Raw genomic sequence first — 26,173 nt, 5'->3', positions numbered from 1 at the left:
GGTGGGGCATGACCGCCCGACGTGGACGCTCGCTCGCCACCGTCACATCAGAGGCGTTCCACGGTGGGGCCGGCGCAGCGGTTGCGGGTGTCGAAGACGTATCGGGCGTGGCGGACCACGAGGTCGTAGTCGAACACGTCGTGGTCGGTGACCACCACGACCCCGTCGGCCTCGCGCAGCTCATGCTCGGTCAGACTCACCGTCAGCACCCCGTCGGGCAGGTGGTGCGGCTCGGCGTACGGCTCGACCGCCCGGACCTCGGCGCCGAGTTCCCGTAGCCGCCGGGCCACCTCGACGGCCGGCGAGTCGCGCATGTCACCGGTGTTGCGCTTGTACGCCAACCCGAGCAGCAGCAGCCGGGCGTCCCGGACCGCCCGTCCGGACCGGTTCAATCCGGCCATCACCCGCTGGGCCACGTGCTCGGGCATCTCGTGGTTGACGTCATTCGCCAGTTCGATGAACCGGAACTGCCGGCCGAGCCGGCGCTTGACCTGCCAGGAGAGGTAGCAGGGGTCGATCGGCAGGCAGTGTCCGCCGACGCCGGGCCCGGGCCGGAACGGCATGAATCCGAACGGCTTCGTCTCGGCCGCCTCGATGGCCTGCCACACGTCGATGTCCAACTGGTGCGAGAGCATCGTCAGCTCGTTGACCAGAGCTATGTTGACCTGCCGGAAGGTGTTCTCGATGAGCTTGGTCAACTCGGCGACCCGGGTCGAGTCCACCGGCACCGTCCGCTGGACCAGCCGTCGGTAGAACGAGTCGACCCGCGCCAGCGCGGCGGCGTTTACCCCGGACACCACCTTCGGCGTGTTCGCCAGCTGCCACGTCGGGTTGCCGGGATCGATGCGTTCGGGGCTGTACCCGAGGTGGTAGTCCCCGGGACTGCGCAGCCCACTGGCCGCCTCCAACAGCGGGCGGAGCAGCTCCTCCGTGGTGCCGGGGTAGGTGGTCGACTCCAGGACCACCGTGCAGCCGGGCCGCAGGTACGGTCCGATCCCCGTACCGGCCTGTTCCACGAAGCTCAGGTCGGGGGTGCCGTCGCGCAGCGGAGTGGGCACGGTGATGACGCAGACGTCGAAGTCCTTCGCGTCGGCGTACTCGGTGCTGGGGTGGTAGCGACCGCTGGCCAGGGCCCGGCCGAGCCGGTCGGCCGGGATGTCCGACACGAACGACTCACCGGAGGCGAGTCGCTTGATCCGGTCGGCGTCGACGTCGAGGCCGACCACGTCCATGCCGGCTTCGACGGCCTGCATGGCCAGGGGCAGACCGACGTAACCCTGGCCGATGACGACCAACTTCTCCACGCTCACCCGAACTCCCGCACCGTAGGGGATAACTGCTGGTGAGGAGCCTAGAGCGCGGTGTGGTGCCGTACGTCCGTTTCGGGGATTTCGGGGCGGTTGAGGCCGGTGAGGTCAGCCCCCCTCGCCCTCGCCGGTGCCCGGCGGCTCCCCGGCGGCAGGCGTGGTGGGCGTGGACGGTGTGGTGGGCGTCGATGGTGCCGGGCTGCTGGGCGTATCCGTCGGCTCCGGATCGGGGCTGGAGCCCGTGGGATCCGGCGAGGCGGGCTCGCTCGGCTCGCTGGGCTGCGGGGAGGACGGCGAGGGCGACGGGGACTCGGTCGCCTGGGTCGTCGAGTTGGCCGGACGCAGCGACGGCACCTGCGCCGGCGCGCTCTCCTGCGGGCTCGGCGGTGCCTCGTTCTCGGCGCTGGACTCGACAGTCGGCGCGGTGGTCGGCAGCTTGACCGCCGGGGTGTTCGCCTCCTGCGTGGCGCCGAGCGCCGCACCGAGCGCCGTCATCCCGACAAGCACGGCGGTCAGCGCGCCAACCAGCTTGCCGCGCCGTCGTCGGCCCGGTGGCGGTGCGTCGAACACCGGGTTTCCGGTGCGGGTGTCCGGTCCCGCGTCGCGCAGCGCCGGGCCCATCGGGGTCACCGTGGTCGGCAGGCTGCCCTCCGAAACGGCGGCCCGGGCCGCCTCCGCCATCGCCGCACCGCTGCTGAACCGGTCGGCCGGATCCTTGGCGAGCGCCCGGTCGACAAGCACCCGGACCGCTTCGGGTATGTCGTGCGGCAGTTCTGGTGGCGGGTCGTCGAGATGCCGGACGGCGACCTGGAGGGGGTTGTCGCCGGTGAACGGCGGACTGCCGGTCAGGCAGCAGTAGGCGACCGCGCCGAGCGCGTACAGGTCGGTCGCCCCGGAGACCGGTCGCCCGGCGGCCTGCTCGGGAGCCATGTAGAGGGCGGTGCCCGGGACGGCGTTCGTGCTGGTGATGCTCGTGACGTTCGTCGAGCGGGCCACCCCGAAGTCGACCAGGACGACCGTGCCGTCCTCCTGCATCAGCAGGTTGCTCGGTTTGACGTCGCGGTGCACGATCCCGCCGAGGTGCGCGGCGTGCAACGCCTGCGCCGCCTGGGCCACCACCGACATGGCCACGCCCACGTCCAGGCGGCCCTCGGCCTCGATCCGCTTGGACAGCGGTTGACCGGTGACGAACTCCATGACCAGGTAGTCGGCTCGGCCACCGCCGGGCAGATCGTCCTCACCGCAGTCGTAGACCTGCACGATCCCCGGGTGCCGCAGCGCCGCCATGATCCGCGCCTCGGCGCGGAACCGGGCGATGAAGTCGGGATCGGAGACGAGCGCGGGTAGCAGCACCTTGACCGCGACCTGCCGGCCGAGGATCAAGTCGGTTGCCCGCCAGACGTCGCCCATGCCGCCAGTGGCGACACGCTCGTCCAAGCGGTACCGACCGCTGAGTACGACCTCCGAAGACAACACGGCACCACCGTACCCACCGCGGGCTCGACCGGCGCGTCGGCGGGTCGGGCCGTCCCGGTGTCGTGACCGACAGAGCCACCGGTGCCGCGCCACGGCCATCCCAGCTGGTGACCGCACCGGCACCGCGCGCCACATTGTCGTTCCGGCCGTCCGGTACGTCCGGGCCGACGGTGTCCCCGTAGCGTCGACGCCTTCCGCCGCGTTACGGCGAACCGCGGCGGCACGGGTAGACAATTCTCACTGCGGGTGCGCTCGTCGCCTCCGGCCCGGCGGCGCCCGCGGTCCCGACCCCGGCCCGGTTCCGGCCGTCCGCGAGCGCCGTGCGGTCAGGTTGTGGTCCTCGGCGATGTCGGCGAGAATCCGCTACCGGGCCGAACCGGCCCGGTTGATTCGGGCGTACGGGGTGGGGTGCGGATCCAGGTTCGGCGCGCGCAGCGGGCCGAGCCGCCGCGTGCCCCCGCCCGGCGGGCGTCGGGTCAGCGGCCGGCGGGTCGGCGGCGGTGCGACCGTGCCCGGTGAGCTGGACCAGCTGGTATCGGCCGCCCGGGCCGGTGACGAGGACGCCTTCCGGCACCTCTACCGCACCCTGCAACCGGGGTTGCTGCGCTATCTGACCGCCCTGGTCGGTGCGGACGCCGAAGACGTCGCGTCGGAGACCTGGTTGCAGGTCGCCCGCGATCTGCCCACCTTCACCGGGGGAGAGTTCCGGGCCTGGGCCGTCACCATCGCCAGGAACCGGGCCATGGATCACCTGCGCCGGCAGCGCCGTCGCCCCGCACTGTCAGTGCCGGTGCAGGAACTGAGCGAGTTGGCCGGAGACGCGGACACCGCCGAGCGGGCGGGGGAGACCCTCGGTACCGAGGCGGCACTCGCGCTGATCGCCAGCCTGCCGCCCCGGGAGGCCGAGGCGGTCCTGCTGCGTGCCGTGATCGGGCTCGACGCGGAGACCGCCGGACGCGTGCTCGGCCGTCGGGCCGGTGCGGTGCGTACCGCCGCCCACCGCGGCCTGCGCCGACTGGCCGTCCTACTCGACCAGCGAGGAGCGACCCCCGCCCCGGACGATGCCCGGACCGACACCCGGCCGCCCCGGCGCGCCGGCCTTCCGCCGCAGGCCGAACCGGTGGACGGCTGACATGCGCGGACTGCTGGTGATGCTGCGCCGATCGCGACGTGCCGACCACGAGCGGCTGCTGGACGCCGCCCCGGACACCCGGCCCACCCGGGCGGCGCCGGGCCCGACCGGCCCGCTGGCGGACCTGTTGCGGGCCGCCGCGGCTCCGGCCCGGGAGCGGGAACTGGCCGGCGAGGAGGCCGCCGTCGCGGCGTTCCGGGCCGCCCGCCAACCGGATGCGGCGGTACCGGCGGCCCGGCGACCACGGCACCGGTTCACCGCCGGGGCCGTGGTCTGGATCGCCGGGGTGGTGGCCACCGCCACCGCGGGCGCCGCCCTGGCCGGGGTCGGCCTGGACCGCGCCGGTCCGGACACGTCACCGATGGTCACCAGCCCGACCGCGCCGGCACCCCGCACCGACGACCGCGCGCCCACCGGCGAGGACACCGCGAGCCCGACCGGCGCGCCCACCGACACGGCGACGTCCGTGCCCGCTCGACCGCCGAGCGCCTCGGTGCCACCGCCGAGCGCCTCGGCGACGCCGAGCCCCGAGACCAGCGGGTACGTCGGTCCCGGCAACTCGGAGAACACCACGGACCGGGCGGGCCTCTGCCGGGCCTACCTGGCCAAGCCGGAACGGCAGCGGGAGAAGGCACTGCGCACGCCCGCGTTCAACGAACTGGTGGTCGCGGCCGGCGGCGCGGAACACGTCGAGGAGTACTGCCGGGAGCGGCCCGGTGCCGACGCGGAGCCGACCGCGAGCCCCGGCGGCTGAATCCGGCCGGACAGCCGCACGATTCCCACCCGGACCGAATGTGGCCGAGTCGTGAAATCCTTTCGACGCACGGTGTGCCCCTGCTACACAGATGGTGGCGACATCGTCCGGGCCGACATCGGACGAAGTTGCCTCGTCCCCTGCCACTCACGGCGACGTGCCGGGCGTTCGGGACCCGGCGCCGACCTCGTGTGGTTCAGGTTCAGCTGGGTTCGATGTCACCGGGGTGGGCTACCGTGGCGGCGGATCCGATCGGGAAGGGAGCCACGCATGGTGATGTCACCGGAGGTGGACCGGATCCCGGTGCTGCGGGACCGCGCCGCTGCTGCCCGGCACCTCGCCCGGATCTGCTTCAAAACCGGTCCACCCACCCTCACCGGGGTCGAGCTGGAATGGACGGTCCACGACGCCGTCGATCCGGCCCGCCCGGTCGACGCCGCGCGGCTGCGCGCGGCGCTGGGGCCTTACGCCCCCACCACGCTGGACCCGACCAGCCCGGCCCTGCGCCTGCTCCAGGGCGGCGCGATGACCGTCGAGCCGGGCGGACAACTGGAGATCTCCACCCCACCGCGAGCCCGCGTCACCGCGTTGATCGACGCCACCCAGTCCGACGTGGCGCAGGCAACCAGACTGTTGGACGCCGCCGGCCTTGCCCTCGGCCGGTCCGGCATCGATCCGTACCGACCTCCCCGGCCGGTGATCGACACCCCCCGCTACCGGGCGATGCGCCAGGTCTTCGACCGTCGCGGCCCGGACGGGCGGACGATGATGTACAGCACGGCCGGCCTGCAGATCTGCCTCGACGTCGGGCAGCCCGAGCACCTGCTGGCCCGGTGGCAACTGGTACACGCGGCCGGCCCACCCCTGCTCGCCACCTTCGCCAATGCCGGCCGGCACGCCGGCCGGGACACCGGCTGGGCGTCGGCCCGGATGGGCGCGTGGTGGCGCATCGACCCCGCCCGCACCGCCCCGGTCTGGACGCCCGCCCGGGCCGACCGGGATCCGGTGGCCGCCTGGACGGCCTACGTGCTGGCCGCGCCGCTGCTCTGCGTGCGGGGTGACGGTCCGGACTGGACCGCACCGCCGGATGTGACGTTCGCCGACTGGATCGACGGGGCGCTGCACCGGCCGCCCCGCGTCGACGACCTGGAGTACCACGTCAGCACGCTCTTCCCGCCGGTGCGTCCCCGGGGCTACCTGGAGATCCGATACCTCGACGCGCAACCGGGGCGGGGCTGGATCCTGCCGTTGGCGGTGTTCAGCGCGTTGCTCAGCGGCCCCGACACGATCGACGCGGCGATGGCGGTGACCGCGCCCGCCGCCGACGGCTGGCACCGCGCCGCGCGGTACGGCCTGCGGGACGCGACCCTGGCCCGCGCCGCCACCGGGCTGCTCGACCTGGCCCGGAGCGCGCTTCCGAGGCTGGAGCTGCCGCCGGCCCTGCACCGGGAGATCGACCACGGACTACGACGGCGGTGTGCCGCCGCGGAGAGGAGTCAGCCGTGACCGACACCAGCACCGACCGCGACACCGAGGGGTTGCGCGACCGGATCGCGGCGGAACTCGCCCGTACCCGTGCCCGGACCGCCCTGCTGACCGAGGCGGTGGACGACGCCGATCTGATGCGCCAGCACTCACCGCTGATGTCCCCGCTGGTCTGGGACCTGGCGCACGTGGGCAACCAGGAGGAGCTGTGGCTGGTGCGCGACGTCGGCGGGCGGGAGGCCGTCCGGTGCGACATCGACGACCTGTACGACGCGTTCAAGCAACCGCGTCGGGACCGCCCGTCGTTGCCGCTGCTGCCCCCGGCGGAGGCCCGGGCGTACGTGGCCACGGTTCGGGAGAAGGTCTACGACCTGCTGGACCGCGTCACCTTCGACAGTTCTCGGCTGGTCGCCGACGGGTTCGCCTTCGGCATGATCGTGCAGCACGAGCAGCAGCACGACGAGACCATGCTCGCCACCCACCAGTTGCGGTCCGGCCCGGTGGCGCTGCACGCGCCGCCGCCACCCGAGCCGACCGTACGGGTGCCCGCCGAGGTGCTGGTGCCCGCCGGTCCCTTCGTGATGGGCACCGACACGGACCCCTGGGCCCTGGACAACGAGCGGCCGGCCCACCGGGTGGAGCTGCCCGCGTACGTCATCGACGCCGCACCGGTGACCAACGGTGCGTACCGCGCCTTCATCGCCGACGGGGGATACGACGACCCGCGCTGGTGGACCGAGGCGGGCTGGCGGCATCGCCGGCAGGCCGGGTTGGTCGCGCCGATGCACTGGCGGCGGGACGGCGACGGCTGGTCCTACCTGCGCTTCGGCCGTTGGGACCGGGTCCGCGACGACGAGCCGGTGGTGCACGTCTGCTTTCACGAGGCGCAGGCGTACGCCACCTGGGCGGGCAAGCGGCTGCCCACCGAGGCGGAGTGGGAGAAGGCCGCCCGGTGGGATCCGGCGACCGGCCGGTCCCGACGCTATCCGTGGGGCGACGACGACCCCACCTCCGCGCACGCCAACCTGGGCCAACGGCACCTGTCGCCGGCACCGGTGGGCGCCTATCCGGCAGGCGTCTCGCCGCTGGGCGTGCATCAGCTCATCGGTGACGTGTGGGAATGGACCGCCACCCCCTTCCGGGGCTACCCGGGCTTCGCGGCCTTCCCCTACCGGGAGTACTCCGAGGTCTTCTTCGGCGACGACTACCAGGTGCTGCGGGGCGGTTCGTTCGGCACCGACCGGGCGGCCTGCCGCGGCACGTTCCGCAACTGGGACTATCCCATCCGGCGGCAGATCTTCAGCGGCTTCCGGTGCGCTCGCGACGCCCGGCCCGACGAGGCGCACCGGTGAGGGTCGGAAAGCCGGTCGTCTGATGTGCCGACACCTGGCCTATCTGGGGCCGCCGGTGACCCTGCGGGAACTGCTGTTCGACCCGCCGCACTCACTGCTGCGCCAGTCCTGGGCCCCACGCGACATGCGCGGCGGCGGGACGATCAACGCCGACGGCTTCGGCATCGGGTGGTACCCGGACGGCGCCGCGCCGGTGCGGTACCGCCGGGCACAGCCGATCTGGAGCGACCCGACCATCGCCGAGCTGGCGGCGGTCACCTCCGCCGGCGCGGTGCTGGCCGCCGTCCGCTCGGCCACGGTCGGCATGGCGATCGTCGACACCGCCGCCGCGCCCTTCACCGAGGGGCGGTGGCTGTTCAGCCACAACGGGGTGGTGCGCGGCTGGCCCGACTCGATGGTTCCGCTCGCCGCCGAGCTACCCGTGCGGGACCTGCTCACCCTGGACGCGACGACCGACTCGGCGCTGCTGTGGGCGCTGGTCCGTGACCGGTTGCGCGCCGGTGTCGCGCCGGCCCGGGCGGTCGCCGAGACGGTCACCTCGGTGGCCGCGGCGGCACCCGGCTCACGGCTCAACGTGCTGCTCACCGACGGGCACACGGTGGTCGCCAGCGCGGCCGGGCACGCCCTGTCGTTGCGGGCCACACCCGCGTCGGTGCTGCTGGTCTCCGAGCCGCACGACGACGAACCGGGGTGGCGCGAGGTGCCCGACGGGCAGCTCGTGCAGGCCACCGCGACCGAGCTACGCCAGCAGGCACTGGCCGCGTGGTGAGGCGGGCCGACGAGGCACCACCGGGCGTGCGCGGGATTGCACGCACCTGTCAGACACGACGGAAGGGGACAGCAGATGGGCGCTGAGCCGCTCGAGATCCACCTCGACGACCGGGACCTCAGCCGTAGCCTGCGACGGGACGTCCGCATCGGGTTGACCGCGGCGGCCAAGTGGCTGCCGCCGAAGTGGTTCTACGACGCCCGGGGCAGCGAACTCTTCGACGAGATCACCCGACTGCCCGAGTACTACCCGACCCGGGCCGAGCGGGCCGTGCTGGCCGAGCGGGCGGTGGAGATCGCCGAACTGACCGGCGCGAAGACCCTCATCGAGCTGGGTTCCGGTTCCTCGGAGAAGACCCGCCTGCTGCTGGACGCCTTCACCCGGCGCGGCGGTCTCGGCACCTTCGTGCCACTGGACGTCTCGGTCAGCGCGCTGGCCGGCTCCACGGCCGCCCTCGCCGCCGACTACCCGGGGCTGCGGGTGCGCGGCATCGTCGGGGACTTCACCCGCCACCTGGATCGACTGCCGACCGGCGGGCGGCGGCTGGTCATCTTCCTCGGTGGCACGATCGGCAACCTGCTGCCTGTCGAACGGGCCGAGTTCGTCGCCGCGATGCGCGCCGCGCTGGAGGCGGGCGACTGGCTGCTGGTCGGCACCGACCTGGTCAAGGACCCGGCGGTGATCGTGCCCGCGTACGACGACGCGGCCGGGGTGACCGCCGAGTTCAACCGCAACGTGCTGCGGGTGCTCAACCGGGAACTCGACGCCGACTTCGACCCGGCGGGGTTCGCTCATGTCGCGCTCTGGAACCCGGAGCAGGAGTGGATCGAGATGCGGCTGCGGGCGCGACGGTCGATGCGGGTGACGGTGCTCGACCTGGACGTCGACTTCGCCGCCGGTGAGGACCTGCGGACCGAGGTGTCGGCGAAGTTCCGCCCGGAAGGCATCTCGGGCGAACTGGCCGCCGCGGGTCTCCGGACCGAGCGGTTCTGGACCGACCCGGACGGCCTGTTCGGGGTGACCCTGGCCCGCGCCGTGTGAGCGGTCGTCGGCCGACCCGGATGATCCGCCGCCGGACGATCGGCTAGGCTGGGCGCAGCGAAGGGGAGTAGCCCATAACGTCGTGGTCGACATACTGGCGCGTCACGCGCCCGGCCACCCGGCCTCGTTCGGCGAGGCGGGCGAGACCTTCGACCCAGGCTGTTGCGGCCGGGTCGAGGGCGTCCCCACACCTTCCCCCGGCCTGATCCGGGAAGGACATCATGGACGGGTTCCTCGCCGCGCTGGTGATCAGCTTCGGTGTCATCTTCGTGGCCGAACTGGGAGACAAGTCCCAGCTCATGGCGCTGGCCTTCGCCACGAGGTACCGCACGTTGCCGGTGCTGATCGGCATCACCGTCGCCACCACCCTGGTGCACCTCGCCTCGGTGGCGATCGGCCACGGCCTCGGCGCGACCCTGCCGACCGGCTGGATCTCGCTGCTGGCGGGTCTGGCCTTCCTCGGCTTCGGCGCGTGGACGCTGCGGGGCGACCGGCTCACCGCCGACGACGAGCGTCGCGCCGCCCGCGGCGGCAGGTCGGCCGTGCTCACCGTCGGCGTCGCGTTCTTCCTCGCCGAACTGGGTGACAAGACGATGCTCGCCACCATCACGCTGGCCACCCAGTACGGCTGGTTCGGCACCTGGATCGGCTCGACCGTCGGCATGGTCGCGGCCGACGCGTTGGCGATCGTCGCCGGCCGGCTGCTCGGCCGGAAACTGCCGGAACGAACCATCAGGTACGGCGCCGCCACGCTCTTCGCCGTCAGCGGTGTCTGGCTCATCGTCGACGCGTTGATCCAGCTGCGCTGAGCGCCGTCGACACCCGCGCCGCGACCGCGCTGACCGGGTTCACTCGTGCGCCCCGGGCGTCGACTACCCGGATCCAGGCCGGGTAAGGCGCCGGGGTGGACGTCGAGGTCATCCTCCAACGGGGCCACCAGCTGCTGGTGACCGGGGTCGAGTTGGTGGGCGCGTTCGTCATCGTCGTCGGTGCGGCCCTGGCCGCGCTGCGGTTCGTGGTCGACGGGCTGCGCCACCGCGACGCCGCCGTGTTCACCCGGATCCGGCTGTCCCTGGGGCGGTTCCTGACCCTCGGCCTGGAGTTCCAGTTGGCGGCGGACATCCTGCGTACCGCGTTGTCGCCGACCTTCGCGCAGATCGGCCAACTGGCCGCCATCGCCGCCATCCGGACGGTGTTGAACTACGTGCTGGACCGGGAGATCGAACACGAGCAGCGGCAGGTCGACGACCGATGAGATCGCTGCTGTCCGCGCTCATCACGGCCTTCGGCGTGCTCGGCGCGACCGTGGCGCTGCTGACCACCGGCTCCCGCGCGACGGCCCTGGGGGTGCTGCTCGACATGCTGCTCGCCGCCGGCCTGCTGCGGCTGGCCGGGGAGCAGTCCTGGACGGAGATCGCCGTGCTGGTGGCGATCGTGGCGCTGCGCCTGCTGGTGCGTACCGCGCTGACTGCGGATTTCCGCCGGCGGTCGCGAGACGGGAAACGCCCGGCCGAGCGGGTCGACCGGGCGTTTCCCAGGTGAGTGAGCGGGCGCGGTCAGCCGGCCGGTTTCTGGTAGACGTCCGGCACGCCGTCCTGGTCCTGGTCGACCTGCTCCTTGAGGGCGATGGCCCGGTACACCTTGTTGCGCCGCCGTAGCACCACGGTGGCCAGCAGCGCCGAGATCAACGAGCCGGCCAGCACCGCCGCCTTGACGTTGTCGCCCTCGGTGCCGGCGGAGCCGAAGGCCAGCTCGCCGATGAGCAGCGACACGGTGAAGCCGATACCGGCCAGGAACGACACGCCGAGCAGGTCCGACCAGCTGATGTCCTCGTCCAGGCTGGCCCGGGTGAACCGGGCCAGCAGGAAGGTGGAGCCGAGGATGCCGACGCACTTGCCGACGACCAGGCCGAGGACGATGCCGAGGACGATCGGGTCGGTGACCACCGCGGCGAGGTCCGCGCCGCGCAGCGAGACGCCGGCGGCGAAGAACGCGAAGACCGGCACCGCGAAGCCGGCCGAGACCGGTCGCCACACGTGCTCCAGGTGCTCGGCGAGACCGGGCATCGGGCGACGTGCGTCGCCGCCCTTGCCGGCGAGCACCGGCACGGTGAAGCCCAGCAGTACGCCGGCCACGGTGGCGTGCACGCCGGAGGAGTGCACCAGGGTCCAGGCCACCACGGCGAGCGGGATGAGCGCCCACCACCAGGTGCGGCGGCGCTGCACCAGCAGGCCGAACAGGGCGATCGGCACCAGCGCGCCGAGCAGCGGGAGCACCGAGAAGTCGTCGGTGTAGAACACCGCGATGATGGTGATGGCCAGCAGGTCGTCGACCACTGCCAGGGTGAGCAGGAAGGCCCGCAGCCCCTGCGGGAGGTAGGCCCCGATCACGGCCAGCACCGCCAGCGCGAACGCGATGTCGGTGGCGGTGGGGATCGCCCAACCGCGCAGTCCGTCACCACCACCGGCGACGTTGACGGCCACGAAGATCAGCGCCGGCACGACCATTCCGCCGACCGCCGCCACCACAGGCAGCGCAGCCCGCCGCGGGTCACGCAATTCACCGGCGACGAACTCGCGCTTGAGCTCCAGCCCGACCACGAAGAAGAAGATGGCCAGCAGGCCGTCGGCGGCCCAGGTGGCGAGGTCGAGGTCGAGGTGCAGCGCCTCGCCGCCCGACCAGGGCACCCACCGCCCCAGCGCCGCGTAGGCGTCACCCCATGGTGAGTTCGCCCAGACCAGCGCGATCACGGCACCGAAGAGGAGCAGGGCGCCACCGACTGTCTCGGTGCGCAGCACGTCGGCCAGGAAGCGCGCCTCCGGCCAGGAGGTACGGGCGAACAGGCGGCTCACGCCGCGGCGCTCAGGGCGCGGGTTCTGGTCGGTCATACGTGGGGTCCACCTCGTCCGTCGGAGGGCAGCACGGCACCATCGCCGACCAGGCTTCCCGGCACACCCGTGCAAGACCCTATCCAGAGCCGACGGCCGTCGCGAGCGGAGCCGACGCGACTCTTCCCACAGGACGGAGCCGAGCCGCCCGGAGCGCTCGGCGACGACATCGCATTTTTTCCGGATCGGAGCGATTCCGACGGACCGTCGGTCCGGTTGGTCACTGCGGACGAGATCGGCTATTCAGAAAATACCTAACTCCGGACATAAGCCGCATGAGCCGCTTTAATGGTTTCACGAGATTGAGTCGACCTTGGGGGTTTTCGTGAAGTTCTTTGGCGTTACCGGCCCGGTACGGAGGCCCGCCTGATGGACCTGTACCGCCAACTACGCCTGGTGCGCCGGCACTGGTGGATCGTCCTGGTCACCCTCATGGTGGCGCTGGGCGTGACCGCGCTGGTCACCGTGCGGGCCCAGCCTCGTTACGTCGCTTCGGTCACCTTCTTCGTCACCACGCCGAGCCAGGGCGTCACCGACGCCTACCAGGGCGGGCTCTTCCTCCAGCAGCGGGTGAAGTCGTACGCGGAGCTGCTGACCAGTGACCGGTTGGCGCAGGCCGCGGTCTCCGACAGCCAGCTCGGGTTGACCGCCGAGGAGATTCAGCGCCGGGTCAGCACCTCCACCGAGACCGGTACCGTGCTGCTGCGGGCGTCGGTGACCGACACCGACCAGACCCGGGCGTTGCGGGTGACCGAGGCGCTCTCGGCGAAGTTCGTCGAACTCGTGCAGAAGGTCGAGACGCGACCGGACGGCAGCCCCGGGCCGATCAAGATCGAAGTGGTGAGTGGACCGCGGGTGACCCCCACGCCGGTGTCGCCGCAGCCGGTGCGCAACACCGCGATCGGCGCCCTGCTCGGCCTGCTGGGCGGCATCGGCCTGGCGCTCCTGCGCGGCATGGCCGACGTCCGGCTGCGCGACGCGGCCGGGCTGCAGCGGGTGACCGGCAGTCCGCTGCTCGGTGAGATCCCGATCGACACCAGCGCCCGGTCGGCCCCGCTGATCGTCGGCGAGGCCGCCACCTCGGCGCGCGCCGAGGCCATCCGCAAGCTGCGCACGAACCTGCGCTTCGTCGACGTGCACGAGCCGGCCCGGGTCATCGCCGTCACCAGTGCCCTGCAGGGCGAGGGCAAGACCACCCTGTCGTGCAACCTGGCGATCGCCCTGGCCGAGGCGGGTTGGCGGGTCCTGCTCGTCGACGCCGACCTGCGCCGACCGAAGGTCGGCGACTACCTGGGCATCGACCGGGGCGTGGGGCTCACCGACGTGCTCGTCGGCGACGTGCAGGTGGGCGACGTGGTCCAGCGCTGGGGGGACAAGTCGCTGCTCGTGCTGCCCAGCGGCTCCGCGCCACCCAACCCGAGCGAACTGCTCGGCTCCAAGGCCATGTCGGACCTGCTGCTCGCCCTTCGGGAGTCCGCCGACATCGTCATCATCGACACCGCGCCGCTGCTCGCGGTCACCGACGGTGTGGTGGTCGCGGTGCAGGCCGACGGCGCACTGCTGGTCACCCAGCAGGGACGCACCTCGCGCGCCCAGGTCGCCGCGGCCGCCCGGGCCCTGCACTCGGTGTCGGTGCGGCTGCTCGGCTGCGTGCTGAACATGGCCCGGGTGCCCAAGGCCGAGGCGTACCAGTACGAGGCGTACCGGGTGGTGGCCGCCGCGAGTGGTGGTCAGTCGGTGCCGACCGACCGGAGCAGGGCCGGCCGGCATGCCGAGCGGGCCCACGCCGGCGAGGTGAGCGACCACACGCAGGAACTCACCCGGCTGTCCCGATGAGCGTCGCCAGTGGCCGCAGCGCCCGGTCGATCTCCTCCGCGCAGCGGCGGAAGTCCTCCGGGGTGCCGCCCACCGGGTCCTGGAGTCGTCGGCGTCCCCGGGGCGGGTTGCAACCGTCCCCGGGCCAGGGCCGCGGCGGCCACCGCGGCCCGGACCGGATCGTCCTGCTCGGTCCCCGCCGGCTCGGCCGCCGCGGCGAGCCGGCCGAACTGGCGCAGCGTGAACGTCCGATGCAGCGCGGCCGGTGCCAGCGCGGTGCAGATCGAGCGCTGGCGCCGGGTGGCGGTGCACCAGCACCGCCCCGGTGAGGTGTTCCGGCAGCAGCCGTCGGCTGCGGAACGACGTCGGGTCGTCACCGGTCTCGGCGGCGATCGCCGCCGCGTACGGGTGCATGGCCAGGCCCTCGACGGCGTCGGTGCCGGCGCTGGCCACCGTCACCGGTTGCCCGGCGAGCAGGCGACGCGCGGCGAACTCGGCCATCGGTGACCGGCACAGGTTGGCGTGGCAGACGAACAGCACCCCGCTGAGCATGTGGAACCCCCTGGACGACGCGGTCGCGGGCGGTGGCGCCGCGACGACGGGCGGTCGCCGGCGGCGTCCACCCGATGAGGGGTTGCCGAGATCGTACGCAGTCGTCGCGTCCCCGGTCCCGGGCGGCGCGCCGAACCGGTACGCGGAGACGGGGGTGTCCCGGTGCGAATCGGGATCGTGACGTACCACTTCCCACCGGAGCCGGCGTTCATTCCCGGCAGCCTCGCCGAGGAACTGGCCGCGCGGGGACACGAGGTACGGGTGCTGACCGGCTTCCCCGACTATCCGGGCGGGCACGTCTACCCGGGCTGGCGGCAGCGCTGGCACCACGAGACCCGCAGCCGGGGGCTGACCGTGCGGCGGGTGCCCCGGTACAGCACCGGCGACGTCACGGTACGGGGCCGGATGGCCTCCTGGCTCACCTTCGCCGGCAGCGCGGCGCTCGTCGGCCGGCGCTTCCTGGCCGGAGTGGACGTGCTGTACGTGCATCAGCCGCCGGCCGCCGTTCGCCTCGGCGGCGCTGCTCCGCCTGCTCGGCCCGGTGCCGCTGGTGCTGCACGTGCCGGACGTCTGGGCCGAACAGCTCCCCGACTCCGTCGACGACGGCAGGTGGGCGGCGCGGGTCCGGGCGGCCACGCTCCGGACCGGCCGCCCGCCGGGTCGCAGTGACCTCCCCTCGCTGCGGGACGCGGTGCTGGCGGACGGGATCGACCCGGCGCGGATCGGGTGGTGCTCAACTGGACCGACGAGCGGCCTTCCGTCCGGTGCCGGCCAGTCCGGCCGCCCGACGGCTGGTCCGCCGGGACGAGCGAGTGCGTCGTGATGCACGCCGGCACCATCGGCGCGCGGCAGGGGCTGGACACGGCGGTACGGGCGGCGGCTGCCCTGGGCGACACCGTGGACCTGGTCCTGGTGGGCTCGGGTGCCGAGGAGCGGCGGGTCCGCGGCCTCGCCGCCGAACTGCGGGCCGACAACGTCCGGTTCGTGGACCGGCGCTCCCCGTTGGACATGCCGGAGCTGTACGCCGCCGCCGACTACCAGCTGGTGATGGTGCGTGATCTGCCGGAGTTGCGCGGCAGCGTGCCGGCCAAGCTCCAGGCGGTGCTGTCGTGCGGGGCACCGGTGGTCGTCTCGGCCGGCGGCGACACCGCGGCCCTCGTCGAACGGGCTCGGGCGGGGCTGTCCTGCCCGCCGGAGGACTGGGCCAGCCTGGCGGACCGGTTCTGGCTGGCGGCGCAGATCCCCGTGCCGGCGCGGGTCGAGATGGGGCGGCGTGGTCGGGAGGCATACCTGCGGGAGATGTCGCTGCCGTCGGGCGTCGACCGGATCGAGGAACTGCTGCGCGAGGCGGCGGCCGGCGACACCGGGCACGACACGAGAGCCGAGCGGATCTCTCGTAACGCCTGATTCCGTCATTAACGCACCCGAATCTCCGTTAGGTGCTAGGAACAATGTGGTCTTCTGTCCGTTTCGAGAAGGGGTATGACGTGACGCAGAGCGAGAGCCCTCGTCGGCGGCGTGGTCGGTCCCGCCGTCGTCGGCGCGCCCGACTGCGTCGCGTCCTGCTGACCACGTTGGTGGTCGGCTCGCTGCTGCTGGGCCTCGCCGGCTGGGTCGGCTTCCGGGGCTGGCAGGCCCGCGCCCACCTGGTCAACGCCGCCGGTCTGGCCGGTGAGCTGAGCGCCCATCTGGTCGGTGGCGACACCGCCGCGCCCAGCGGACCCTCGCCGCCCTGCAGGAGCGGTCCGGGGCGGCGCGGCGGGCCACCGCGGATCGGATGGTGGCTCGGCCGGCAGGCCCCGGTCGCCGGGGCGAACCTCACCGCGGTTCGGCAGATCGCCGTCGCCATCGACGACCTGGCGCGCCAGGCGTTCCGGCGTGCTGCGCGTCGACCTCGGCGGGCTGGTGCCGCAGGAGGGTCGGCTGGACCTGACCGGCCTGCGTGCCGTCACCGACGATCTGGTCGCGGTGCACGCCGAGGTGCAGCGGACCCGCACGGAACTGGCCGAGGTCTCCGACGACCGGCTGGTCGGGCAGGTCCGGCGCGCCCTGGCGGAGCTGCGCGGCGAGATCGACCGGTTGGCCGCGATGACCTCGGCGGCGGACCGGGCGAGCCGCCTGTTGCCGCCGCTGCTCGGCGTGGACGGGCCACGACGTTACCTGCTGGTGTCGCAGAACTCCGCGGAGCTGCGCGCGACCGGCGGCATGTTCGGCGCGTACGCGGTGATCGAGGCGAACAAGGGCCGGGTCAAGATGGGTGCCCAGGGCAGCAGCTCGAGCCTCGGCCGGTTCGCCGAGCCGCTGAAGATCCCGGCGGAGGTGCGTGCCCTCTGGGGTGAGCTACCCGGCATCTACCCGGCGGACGTCAACCTCAGTCCGCACTTTCCGACCGCCGCCGCGCTGTACCGGGAGATGTACCGGCGGCACACCGGGGAGAAGGTGGACGGCGTCCTCGCCGTCGACCCGGTGGTGCTGTCGTACCTGCTCAAGGCCACCGGGCCGGTGCGGGTGCCGGGCGGGGTGGCGTTGAGCGCGGAGAACGCGGTCCGGACCCTGCTCAGCGACACCTACCAGCGGATGAGCCCGGGAGAGCAGGACGGCTTCTTTGCCGGGGCGGCGGCCACGGTGTTCGACACGCTTTTCGCCCGTAACATCCATCCGAATGGGTTGTTGTCCGCATTCGACCGCTCTGTACAAGAACGTCGGATACTGTTCTGGAGTGCCCGACCGGAGGAACAACGGACACTCGGCGACAGCCGGATGGCCGGGGCGCTTCCGGAACAGGACAGCGTGCCGACTGTCGGCGTGTTCCTCAACGACGGCAGCGGCGCGAAGCTCGGCTACTACCTGCGGCAGACCGCCGACCTGAGGGTCGGCGACTGCCACGCCGACGGCCGCCGCGAGTTGAGCCTCCGGGTGACGCTCCGGTCCACCGCACCGGCCTCGGGGCTCAGCGAGTCGGTTCTCGGTCTCGGTCAGGCCGGGGATCCGTACACCGTCCGGACCCTGGTGTCGGTGTACGGCCCCACCGGCGGGGCGGTGCTCGACACCCGACTCGACGGTGCCGAGACCTCGGTGGGCAACGGCACCGAGCGGCGGCGGCAGGTCGCCACCGTGAACGTCGAGGTCGGACCGGGCGGGACCCGCACGTTGGAGGTCTCGCTGCTGACCGGCAAGACGGACCACGGTACGGCCGAGCTGTGGCTGACCCCGACCGCCACCCCATGGACCACCCATGTTGTCACCGCACCAAGCTGTTCTCAGTAGGAGGGAACGAACCATGCGGCTATCCCGCATCATCATGGCGCTCACGGTCGGTCTGGCCGTGGTGGCCGTGCCGGCTGCGGCGGGGGCGGCGCAACCGCAGCCGCAGCCGTCGCCGACAGTCACCGATCCGCCCCAGCCACCGCCGTATCCGCCGGTGCTGGCGTCGCTGACGGTGAGTCGACCCACCGTCTTCATCGGTGAGACCGTCATCCTCACCGGCCGCAACTTCGGGCCGAACGAGACGGTGGACATCGTCGTCTCGGTGTCGCCGCTGGCCGCGCCGGCCGCGGGTACGGCACGGCGCAGCGACGGCAGCACCGTCGCCATGGCACCGGTGGCCTTCCAGGCCAGCGCGCCGTTGAGCTTCACCGCCCGGACCAACTCCGACGGGGTCTTCACCCGGCGGTACACGCCCTCGGTGACCGGTCTGCTCACCTTCACCGCGACCGGCCGCGAATCCGGCCGTACCGCCTCGACCCAGCTGCGGGTGCTGCCCAAGAAGAAGCCGCATCTGCCGGTCACCGGCAGCAGCCTGGACACGCCGATGAAGGTCGGCGGCGGGCTCGTCGCCGCCGGTGCCGTTCTGCTGCTCGGCACGCTGGCCTGGCGGCGGCGCAACCGCTTCGGTGCGGGTGGCGCGAGCTGACCCACCATTCCGGGCAGGGCCCGGAGACCAAGGTACCGGTGCCCGCCGCTCCCTCCGACGGGCACCGGTACCGTTGCGCCCTCCAGGCTGTGCGCCAGCACCGCCTCGGAGACCCGGCGGAACCCGTCGATCTCCGCCCCGGCCCGGGTCTCGGTGGCGCCGCGCGCCCTCGGATACGGTCCGTCACCACCGTCCGGTGCACCGCGGTTCGTCGCCAGCTCGGGCCCGGGTTCGACGCCCGGTCGACTGATCCGTCCCGCCTCCTGGCGCGTACCCCTCGGTAGGGGACCGTGAAAGGGGAGACCGATGGCCGGATCGGTGCGGAACGGACAGGATCGAACACCAGCCGGGTCAACCCCGGTGTCGCAGGTCGAGGTGTCACCGCCGACGCCCGCCGACGTTCAAACGGCACCACCGAATCGGCCGAGCTGGTCGCCGGCTGCCCGGCTGCTGGTCGCCGCCGCGGTACTGGTGGTGGGTCTGGGAGCGGTCGCGGTCGTGGCGATCCTCTCCGACCCGCACCGGCTCGGCCTGGTCTTCTCCGGTGGAACGAACCCGGTGGCCGGCGCGACCGCCGCGCCGGACGACGCCAGCGGACTGGGCGGTGCCGCCCGGGCCGCGCGGGAAAGCCCCGAGCAGGTGCGGACCGCACCGTTGCACGATCGACGGCGGGCCAGCTTCGAGCTGGTCGACGGGCTGGACCGCGTCGACCTGCGGGTCATCGAGTTGGGGGAGGAGCTGTACCGCGTGGTCAGCCCCGCCGGGTCCGGCGCGCGGGCCCGTCCGGAACTGGTGGGCGATCGGATGGCACTGCGGATGGAGCGGGTCGGCGAGCAGCCGGGCACGGTCGAGGTGCTGCTCAACGCCCGGGTGTCCTGGCACCTGCGGCTCACCGGCGGGGCCGCCGAGCGACGAGTGGACCTGCGTGCCGCCCGGCTGTCCGGACTGGAGCTGGTGGGTGGTGCGACCCGGACCGACCTTCGACTGCCCAGCGTCGACGGACCGCTCGTGGTGCGGGTCACCGGTGGGGTCAACCAGCTCGACGTCACGGTCACCGACGGCGTGCCGGTACGCGTCCGGGCCGGCTCCGGTGCCGGAGCCGTCGAGGTGTACGGCGAGCGTCGCGACGGCGTCGCCCCGGGTACGGTGCTCGGCTCGGCGGGCTGGGACCGGGCCGCCGGACGGATCTTCCTGGACCTGGTGGCCGGTGCCAACGTGGTGACCGTACGCGGCGGCTGAGCCTGCTCTCCCGGGTGCGCCCGCTCGCCGACGAGCGGGCGGGCGACCGGGTCGGGCGTAGAGTCGAGTCGTGGAGCGTGCCGAAGCGATGCCAGCGCAGACCCGACCACCCGGCGTGGCGACGGTCGATCCCGGCAGCGTGTTGCTGCCCGGCCACGACGTGCCGCTGGGCCGCTACACCACGGTGCGCCGGCTCCTGCCGCAGCGCACCCGCCGGCTGGTCGGGGCCTGGTGCTTCGTCGACCATTTCGGACCCGACGACGTGGCCGAGCGGCCCGGCATGGAGGTGCCGCCGCACCCGCACACCGGCCTGCAGACCGTGACCTGGCTGCTCGACGGCGAGATCCTGCACCGCGACAGCCTCGGTAACCAGCAGCCGATCCGTCCCGGTCAACTGAACGTGATGACCTCGGGTCACGGCATCGCCCACTCCGAACGCTCACCGGTGCGGCATCCGCCCCTGATGCACGGGGTGCAGTTGTGGGTGGCGCTGCCGGACGGGGCCCGGGCCGGCGCTCCCGACTTCGCCCACCACGCCGAGCTGCCCCGGTGGCGCGACGGGGACCTCGACGTCACCCTGCTGGTCGGGGAACTCGCTGGGGAACGCTCACCGGCGCGGGTGCACACCCCGCTGCTCGGCGCGCAACTGGAACTGGCCGGGCCGGCGCCCGCCGGACTGCCGCTGCGGCGTGACTTCGAGTACGCGCTGCTGGTCCTCGACGGTGCCGGCGAGGTCGACGGCCTGCCGCTGAGCCCCGGTGCGCTGCTCTGGCTCGGCTCGGGACGGGACTCGCTGAGCCTGCGTGGTGAGCCGGGCAGCCGGTTGATGCTGCTCGGTGGCACACCGTTCGAGGAGCCGCTGGTGATGTGGTGGAACTTCGTCGGTCGGGACCACGACGAGATCGTCGCCGCCCGCGAGGACTGGATGGCCGGCCGGCGGTTCGGGGTCGTCGCCGACGACCCGGACCCGCCGCTGCCCGCACCGGCGCTGCCCACCGTCCGGCTCAAGGCCCGCGACCGTTCCGGCGGCTTCCACGGCTAGTGCGGTGTCAGCTCAGGCGGGGTGCTCGAGGTCGCGAACCAGGGGTGCGAGCAGCCTTTCGACGGACATCCGGGCGACGAGCCCGTTGCGGAGGCCCGCGAGCGTGCTGGACGAGGTGAAGAGCGCCCGGGCGAACTGCCGTGACTGCCGCTGTGCTCGCTCGACCCGCCGCTTCCGCCGCCGCTCGTAGAGGCGCAGCGCGGTGGGCACGTGGCCGGCGTCGCACCGGCTGAGCTCGTCGGCCGGTGCCGCCGCCGACTCCAGTGCCATCGAGGCACCCATTCCGGCGGTCGGCAGAAAGGCCGCGGCGGCGTCCCCGACCAGCGCCACCCGGCCGCGCACCCACCCGGTGGAGCGCACGTCGGTCATGGGCCACAGCCGACGCTCGTGATCCGCGCCGGGCAGCAGCCGGTCGGCGGGCAGGCCCGCTCCGGTGAGGGTCCGGTGCAGCCATGCCCTGGCCTGCGGGCCCCGCACGGTGTCCGAGGGGCCGCCGACGATCAGGCACACCCGACCCTGGCACGGGTAGCAGCCGACGAAGCTGCCGGCTCCCCAGAACTCCAGCGTCTCACCGGCGGTGCCCGGGTGGTCTGCCGACTCGATCCACCAGGTCGCGCAGGTCCATCCCGTGTCGTGCCGGGGCTGGGGCCCGAGGAGCGCGGTGCGCACCGCGGATCCGATGCCGTCGGCACCCACCAACAGGTCGGCCCCGATGGTGGTTCCGTCGTCGAGACGAGCATCGACGCCGGTGCGGCGCTGCTCCAGAGCCACGACGCGACCCGTTCGGTGCTCCACCTGATCGCAGACCGTGGCCAGCATCGCGACGAGGTCGCCGCGGGGCAGGATGCCCAGGTATCCGTGGCGGGCGATGCGGGGAGGCGGCCCGGAGGTGGTGAGCAGGGCCCCGGACCCCGACCGCGCCGTGTAGCGCCGCATCGGAAGCCCCCGCTCGACCAGCCGGTCGTGGACGCCGACCGCGTGTAGCACCCGGGTCCCGTGCGGCCACAGTGCGAGCGCGAAGCCGTCGTCGCCGCCGTGACCGGGATCGACCACGGTGATCTGGTGGCCCCGGGGACGCAGCAGCGCCGCGAGTGTCAGCCCGGCGACACCGCCGCCGGCGATCAGCACCTTCACGACGCCTCCAGGTGACGATCGCTGGGCCGGGCAAACGCCTCCGCCCGGCGCACCTCCGGTGGCGACGGGACGGCACCCGCTGATCGGCCGGTCGAGGTCCCTCCCGCTGCCACGCCGATGACGGCCAGCAGCGCGTCCAGGGTGTCCAGGACAGCGGTCAGCCGCCAGGAGGAGACGATGTCGAACGCGTGCTGGCCGCCGGGCAGTTCGAGGTGGACCACCGGCTGCGACGACTCGGCCCGCAGCTTCCCCGCCAGGGCACGCGCCGTGCCGGCGGAGGTGTAGTTGTCCAGGCTTCCGTGCGCGATCAGAAAAGGCGGTGCCTCGGATGCCGGCAGCGCGAACGGGGTCGACGTGACCGCCTCGTCGGCGCCGCGGCCGTAGTAACGGCCGTAGTAGCCGTAGAGGCAGACCGCCGCGGCAGGCCGTTCTTCGGGCTTCGCGCGCAGCGCGTAGAGAGAGGTCAGATGGGCCCCTGCGGAGCTACCCGCCAGCACGACCGTCGTAGCGTCCGCGCCGTGCTCTCCGGCGTGCGTACGCGCCCAGGCCATCGCGGCCTCGGCGTCGGCGAGGTGCTCCTCGAAACCCGCCCCGGGGCGCAGCCGGTACGTCGCGCTCACGCACACCCAGCCGCGTGCGGCGAGGTGGTGCAGCAGGCCTCGAGCCTCCCAGTTCTTGCTGCCCGAGAAGTAGCCGCCGCCGTGGAAGTAGACCAGAACCGGGCCACCCGTGGGTCGGTCCCGGCGGCGCAGGACGTCGAGGCGCTGACGCCGGTGGTCGCCGTAGCGCAGGTTGCGCAGGCGCCGCACGGAACGGGGTCGGATCGGAAGCGGGGTGAGGGCGGTCCGCCACCAGCTTCGCCGAGCCGGTGCGCGGTCCATGCCGGCCGCTCGCAGTGCGGCCTCGGCGACGGACCTCGAACGGGCGGCCCGGCGGGTCAACAGGATCAGCATCACCGCGGTCGCCACCGCGCCCGCCAGCAGGACGCCCGACAGCACGTCGGTGCGCAGGTCTCCGCTCCAGATCGCCGCGGCCGTCGAGGCCGCGAGCAGCGCCAGGACCAGGTGCGGCACCTCGTTCACGACCATCCCGGCCAGGAAGGCGGCCCGCGCCAGCAGCCGTGGTCGAGCGGGTGGGACCAACGCGGCGGTGGTGGCCAGGCCGAGCACGAGGACGTGCACCAGGTAGTCGTTCGACACAGGCTCCTCCTCTACAGATGTCGAGGCCTGCTACTCTACACCTGTAGAGCAACAGGAGGGGAAGCCCATGGTGACCGAGCGTCGGACCGTGATCGCGGATGCGGCGATCACCACGCTGGCCAGGGCAGGTGGACGTGGACTCACCCACCGGGCCGTGGACCGGCAGGCGGGGCTTCCGATGGGCTCCACCTCCTACTACTTCCGTACCCGGGCGGACCTGCTCCGGGCGGCCGTCGATCGGCTGGCCGAGCTGGACGAGGCGGCCATCGCCCCCGCCACGGCCGGTACGCTCGCCGCAGACCTCGCGCGCGTGCTCGACCGGCTGCTCGGTGCCGACCGGGAGCGGCTCCTCGCCCGCTACGAACTGGCACTCGAATCCGTACGACGCCCCGAGCTGCGTGGGTTCCTGGCGGCCGGCACGCACCGGGTGCGTGGTGCCGTCGAGCAGCGACTCCGCGAGCGGGGCGTGACGAGCCCACGGGAGGTGGCTGACGCCGCGCTCGCGCTCATCGACGGACTGCTCCTCGCCGAACTCACCGCGACCGAGGGACAGCAACGCGGCCGCGCCGAGCTGGAAGGCACCCTCGCGAGGCTGGTGGGCGCCGAGTGACCCCAGGCCGACCGGACCAGCCGACGACCACCGATTCGACAGTCGAGAATTCTGTACTGGAGGGCCCATGCGCCGACTCACCTACTACGTCGCGAGCACCCTCGACGGCTTCATCGCCGGCCCGGACGGCGGTGACCCGAGCGGGCAGAGCTACTTCCCGGTGCCAGCCGACCTGATCGACTACATGGTGACGAATTTTCCGGAGACGTTGCCCGCGCCCGCCCGTGCCGCACTGGGCGTCGAGGGGCCGGCGAAGGTCTTCGACACCGTGCTCGAGGGCCGGGCGTCCTATCAGCTCGGCTTGGACGCCGGGCTGGACGACGTCTACCCGCACCTGCGCCACCTGGTGTTCTCGACGACCCTGCCGGTGACCGAGGGCACCGCCGTCGAGATGGTCCGCACCGACGCCCTCGACCGGGTCCGCAGCCTCAAACAGGACGGCAGTGCGCTGGACATCTGGCTGGTCGGTGGCGGGACGTTGGCCCACAGTCTGCTGCCCGAGATCGACCGGCTCATCATCAAGCAGCACCCGTCCGTGATCGGGTCAGGCATCCCGATGTTCGCCGGGCCGTTCCAGCCCACCCTGTTCGTCCCCGTTGATGCCACGGCGCTCGATTCCGGGGTATGCGTACTGACGCTGGACCGCCGCTGAGGTCTGGGACCCGGCAGCCAGGTGCGGTCCGGCGAAACCCGGCCTACTCACCCTGGGCGCGGGTAACAGCCGCCCATGCCCACCACGGTTGCCACGATCGAGGACAGGAAGCGGTTGGCGCGCCGGCTCGCCGGCAGTGGCCGGGGCTTCGCCGAGCAGTACGGCTTCCGGGTCACCAACAACCCGTCCAGCCTGTTCCAGCTGCTCTGCCTGTCGGTGCTGCTGGCCCGCCGGGGGGATTTCCGGCGGGCCGTCGACGGTGCGCACGCGCTGCCCGACGCGGGCTGGGACAGCGCGGCCCGGTTGTCCAGTTCATCCCGCTCCGATCGGGTCAGGACGCTGCGCGACAGCGGCCAGCGCGGTGACGTCGAGGCGCTGGCCGACCTGCTGGGCGAGTTGGCCCGTGCGGTCGTCGGGCGCTACCGGGGTGACCTGCGGCGGTTGCGGTCGGCGGCGCGCCGTGACCCGGCCGGGAGCGGGCGCTGCTGACCGCCCTGCCGGGGGTCGACGACCGGGTCGCCGACCCGTTCCTGCGCAGTGCAGGCGTTGTGGGGCGAGGTCGCGCCGGTCGCCGACCGGCGGGCCCTGACGGCGGCCCGACGGCTCGGACTGGGGCGCTCGGCTGAGGATCTCGCCGGGCTGGCCGGCGGCCGCGAGTCGGAGCGGCTCGCCTGGCTGGTCGGCGCGCTGGCCCGGGTCGATCTGGAGGGCGATACGCCGAGCTGACAGGATGAGCCCCTTTGTCGGCACCCACTGTCCGTTCGGCTGATGGCGTGCGGTAAACTCGTCGCAGTAGCACGCAGCCACCCGGTTCGGGTGGCTGTCGGCCGCCTGGTGGCCGCGACCCGGTTCGGGCGCACACCGTCGCCAGGGCAGGCGGTTACGCAGGGGCGCCCCCGGCTGCGGTTCGCGGCCGGGGCGCCCCTGTCCACGGGCCCGGTGTGAGCCGCCGTTACCGGCGGGCAGCCCCCTAGATGCCGCGCAGATGCTGTGACACCCGCTGGTGCCGTTTGTCGCGCCCCTGGGCGCCGCGCTGCGCGTCGGTGATCTCGGGCGCCGCGTCGATGCCGGCCGACCGGGCCACCTGGTTGCCGTTGGCGTAATCCACCGGAGGCAGCGCCCGCAGGGCCCGCAGTACCTCCGGCGGCGCCCCTTCCCGCTCGGCCTCGCGCAGCACCTCGTCCTTCCCGGCGGGGTAGTCCAGGCTGGACAGGTACTGCAGGACGTCGGCGTAGCTCGCCATGGTGTCGACTCCTCCCGGGCCTCGATCCGGCCACGACCGGGCGCGGATACCCGACGCGGGGCAGCTCACGCGCCTGGTCCGACGAAAATGCGGTCGCCGTTTCCGTACCGGTCGGGTGGGTAAGCGCCGGCCGGAGGGGGTACGCGATGAACTACGACACGTTCGTCGACCAGGTCGCCCAGCGCACCGCCGCCTCGTCGTCGCGGGCGGCGGAGCTGATCCGGGCGACGCTGGAAACGCTGGCCGAGCGGCTGACCGGTGGCGAGGTGCTGGACCTGGCCGTTCAGCTACCGGCCCCGCTGCGGCTGCCGATGCGCCCGACACCGGACATCGAGGCGGCGGAACGGTTCGGTGCCGCCGAGTTCGTCGCCCGGGTGGCCGTGCGTGCCGGGGTGGCCGAGCCGGCCGCCCGGGACGCGGTCCGGGCCGTCTTCACGACGCTGCGGGAGGCGGTGACCGGCGGAGAGTTCGACGAACTGGTGGTCCAGCTGCCCCGCGACTACCGCGACATGGTCGAACCCGCCCTGGCCCCCGGCGCGACGCTGCGCCGTCGTTGAGCCGTCGTCGCGT

At 73.1% G+C, this 26,173-nt stretch carries 23 protein-coding genes and 3 pseudogenes; 19 read left to right on the top strand and 7 right to left on the bottom strand.

Going from position 1 to position 26,173, the window contains the following annotated elements:
- Positions 1-47 precede the first annotated feature (47 nt).
- Both ENC19_RS12570 and ENC19_RS12565 read right to left on the bottom strand, forming a co-directional pair.
- Entirely contained in the window at positions 48-1,310 is a 1,263-nt protein-coding gene (locus ENC19_RS12570) for a nucleotide sugar dehydrogenase (protein WP_164447319.1), read from the bottom strand.
- Between the two features lie 105 nt (positions 1,311-1,415).
- Positions 1,416-2,783 (bottom strand): serine/threonine-protein kinase, encoded by a 1,368-nt coding sequence (locus ENC19_RS12565; RefSeq protein WP_164447318.1) that lies wholly within the window; start codon positions 2,781-2,783, stop codon positions 1,416-1,418.
- Between the two features lie 346 nt (positions 2,784-3,129).
- Here ENC19_RS12565 and ENC19_RS12560 point away from each other — a divergent pair, with 346 nt between their 5' ends.
- The 9 genes from ENC19_RS12560 to ENC19_RS12520 all read left to right on the top strand — a co-directional run bounded on the left by ENC19_RS12560 (position 3,130) and on the right by ENC19_RS12520 (position 10,858).
- The gene (locus ENC19_RS12560; RefSeq protein WP_166458408.1) at positions 3,130-3,915 is read left to right on the top strand and encodes an RNA polymerase sigma factor; all 786 of its coding nucleotides are present in this window, start codon (positions 3,130-3,132) and stop codon (positions 3,913-3,915) included.
- Position 3,916: 1 nt separating this feature from the next.
- A complete protein-coding gene (locus ENC19_RS12555) occupies positions 3,917-4,669 on the top strand; it encodes a hypothetical protein (protein ID WP_164447317.1) in 753 nt (250 codons plus the stop codon).
- A 270-nt stretch (positions 4,670-4,939) separates the two neighbouring features.
- A complete protein-coding gene (gene egtA, locus ENC19_RS12550) occupies positions 4,940-6,175 on the top strand; it encodes an ergothioneine biosynthesis glutamate--cysteine ligase EgtA (protein ID WP_164447316.1) in 1,236 nt (411 codons plus the stop codon).
- Positions 6,172-7,506, top strand: coding sequence for an ergothioneine biosynthesis protein EgtB (egtB, locus tag ENC19_RS12545; RefSeq protein ID WP_164447315.1), 1,335 nt, complete (start codon positions 6,172-6,174; stop codon positions 7,504-7,506). Before egtA ends, egtB begins: the two co-directional genes overlap by 4 nt.
- Positions 7,507-7,528: 22 nt before the next feature.
- Positions 7,529-8,275, top strand: coding sequence for an ergothioneine biosynthesis protein EgtC (gene egtC, locus ENC19_RS12540; RefSeq protein WP_164447314.1), 747 nt, complete (start codon positions 7,529-7,531; stop codon positions 8,273-8,275).
- Positions 8,276-8,350: 75 nt separating this feature from the next.
- Positions 8,351-9,316: an L-histidine N(alpha)-methyltransferase gene (gene egtD / locus ENC19_RS12535; protein ID WP_164447313.1), complete on the top strand. Its 966-nt coding sequence runs from the start codon at positions 8,351-8,353 to the stop codon at positions 9,314-9,316.
- A gap of 221 nt (positions 9,317-9,537) precedes the next feature.
- Complete coding sequence (locus ENC19_RS12530; protein ID WP_164447312.1) at positions 9,538-10,125, top strand: TMEM165/GDT1 family protein; 588 nt, start codon at positions 9,538-9,540, stop codon at positions 10,123-10,125.
- Positions 10,126-10,220: 95 nt separating this feature from the next.
- Complete coding sequence (locus tag ENC19_RS12525) at positions 10,221-10,571, top strand: DUF1622 domain-containing protein (protein ID WP_164447311.1); 351 nt, start codon at positions 10,221-10,223, stop codon at positions 10,569-10,571.
- Positions 10,568-10,858, top strand: coding sequence for a DUF1622 domain-containing protein (locus ENC19_RS12520; protein ID WP_164447310.1), 291 nt, complete (start codon positions 10,568-10,570; stop codon positions 10,856-10,858). Before ENC19_RS12525 ends, ENC19_RS12520 begins: the two co-directional genes overlap by 4 nt.
- Before the next feature lie 14 nt (positions 10,859-10,872).
- On the opposite strand, the gene nhaA is transcribed toward ENC19_RS12520, so the two are convergent.
- Positions 10,873-12,204: a Na+/H+ antiporter NhaA gene (gene nhaA, locus ENC19_RS12515; RefSeq protein ID WP_164447309.1), complete on the bottom strand. Its 1,332-nt coding sequence runs from the start codon at positions 12,202-12,204 to the stop codon at positions 10,873-10,875.
- A gap of 369 nt (positions 12,205-12,573) precedes the next feature.
- On the opposite strand from nhaA, the gene ENC19_RS12510 reads away from it, so the two are divergent.
- Complete coding sequence (locus ENC19_RS12510) at positions 12,574-14,040, top strand: polysaccharide biosynthesis tyrosine autokinase (RefSeq protein WP_164447308.1); 1,467 nt, start codon at positions 12,574-12,576, stop codon at positions 14,038-14,040.
- Between the two features lie 366 nt (positions 14,041-14,406).
- Here ENC19_RS12510 and ENC19_RS30220 read toward each other — a convergent pair.
- Positions 14,407-14,520 (bottom strand): annotated as a pseudogene (locus ENC19_RS30220) (low molecular weight phosphatase family protein); the annotation flags it as partial.
- A 213-nt stretch (positions 14,521-14,733) separates the two neighbouring features.
- On the opposite strand from ENC19_RS30220, the pseudogene ENC19_RS12500 reads away from it, so the two are divergent.
- The 5 genes and pseudogenes from ENC19_RS12500 (at position 14,734) to ENC19_RS12480 (ending at position 20,765) form a co-directional block, all read left to right on the top strand.
- Positions 14,734-15,978 (top strand): annotated as a pseudogene (locus ENC19_RS12500) (glycosyltransferase family 4 protein).
- 471 nt (positions 15,979-16,449) lie between these two features.
- On the top strand, positions 16,450-17,838 hold the full coding sequence (locus tag ENC19_RS12495) for a DUF4012 domain-containing protein (RefSeq protein ID WP_328824231.1): 1,389 nt from the start codon (positions 16,450-16,452) through the stop codon (positions 17,836-17,838).
- A 13-nt stretch (positions 17,839-17,851) separates the two neighbouring features.
- Positions 17,852-18,484 carry a hypothetical protein gene (locus ENC19_RS12490; RefSeq protein ID WP_164447307.1) on the top strand — a complete coding sequence of 211 codons (633 nt, stop codon included), beginning with the start codon at positions 17,852-17,854 and terminating at the stop codon, positions 18,482-18,484.
- A gap of 360 nt (positions 18,485-18,844) precedes the next feature.
- Complete coding sequence (locus tag ENC19_RS12485; protein ID WP_281604344.1) at positions 18,845-19,723, top strand: hypothetical protein; 879 nt, start codon at positions 18,845-18,847, stop codon at positions 19,721-19,723.
- Between the two features lie 88 nt (positions 19,724-19,811).
- Positions 19,812-20,765, top strand: a complete 954-nt coding sequence (locus tag ENC19_RS12480; protein ID WP_166458544.1) for a pirin family protein — start codon at positions 19,812-19,814, stop codon at positions 20,763-20,765.
- A gap of 12 nt (positions 20,766-20,777) precedes the next feature.
- Here the strand turns inward: ENC19_RS12480 and ENC19_RS12475 are convergent, their stop codons facing one another.
- Together ENC19_RS12475 and ENC19_RS12470 are read right to left on the bottom strand one after the other, a co-directional pair.
- Positions 20,778-21,899, bottom strand: a complete 1,122-nt coding sequence (locus ENC19_RS12475) for an FAD-dependent oxidoreductase (protein WP_164447305.1) — start codon at positions 21,897-21,899, stop codon at positions 20,778-20,780.
- On the bottom strand, positions 21,896-23,098 hold the full coding sequence (locus tag ENC19_RS12470; RefSeq protein ID WP_208020871.1) for an alpha/beta hydrolase: 1,203 nt from the start codon (positions 23,096-23,098) through the stop codon (positions 21,896-21,898). The genes ENC19_RS12475 and ENC19_RS12470 overlap by 4 nt, the downstream gene beginning before the upstream one ends.
- Before the next feature lie 67 nt (positions 23,099-23,165).
- Between ENC19_RS12470 and ENC19_RS12465 the strand changes: the two genes are divergently transcribed.
- The 3 genes and pseudogenes from ENC19_RS12465 to ENC19_RS12455 all read left to right on the top strand — a co-directional run bounded on the left by ENC19_RS12465 (position 23,166) and on the right by ENC19_RS12455 (position 25,086).
- On the top strand, positions 23,166-23,708 hold the full coding sequence (locus ENC19_RS12465; RefSeq protein ID WP_164447304.1) for a TetR/AcrR family transcriptional regulator: 543 nt from the start codon (positions 23,166-23,168) through the stop codon (positions 23,706-23,708).
- A 67-nt stretch (positions 23,709-23,775) separates the two neighbouring features.
- Complete coding sequence (locus ENC19_RS12460; RefSeq protein ID WP_164447303.1) at positions 23,776-24,360, top strand: dihydrofolate reductase family protein; 585 nt, start codon at positions 23,776-23,778, stop codon at positions 24,358-24,360.
- 75 nt (positions 24,361-24,435) lie between these two features.
- A pseudogene (locus tag ENC19_RS12455) lies at positions 24,436-25,086 on the top strand (hypothetical protein).
- A gap of 244 nt (positions 25,087-25,330) precedes the next feature.
- Here the strand turns inward: ENC19_RS12455 and ENC19_RS12450 are convergent.
- Complete coding sequence (locus tag ENC19_RS12450) at positions 25,331-25,603, bottom strand: DUF2795 domain-containing protein (protein WP_164447302.1); 273 nt, start codon at positions 25,601-25,603, stop codon at positions 25,331-25,333.
- A 146-nt stretch (positions 25,604-25,749) separates the two neighbouring features.
- Between ENC19_RS12450 and ENC19_RS12445 the strand changes: the two genes are divergently transcribed.
- Positions 25,750-26,160, top strand: a complete 411-nt coding sequence (locus ENC19_RS12445) for a DUF2267 domain-containing protein (protein WP_164447301.1) — start codon at positions 25,750-25,752, stop codon at positions 26,158-26,160.
- Positions 26,161-26,173 lie beyond the last annotated feature (13 nt).

It is taken from the genome of Verrucosispora sioxanthis (genome assembly GCF_010560025.1).
GTDB lineage: Bacteria > Actinomycetota > Actinomycetes > Mycobacteriales > Micromonosporaceae > Micromonospora > Micromonospora palythoicola.
This window is presented reverse-complemented; position numbering and strand designations above follow the sequence as displayed.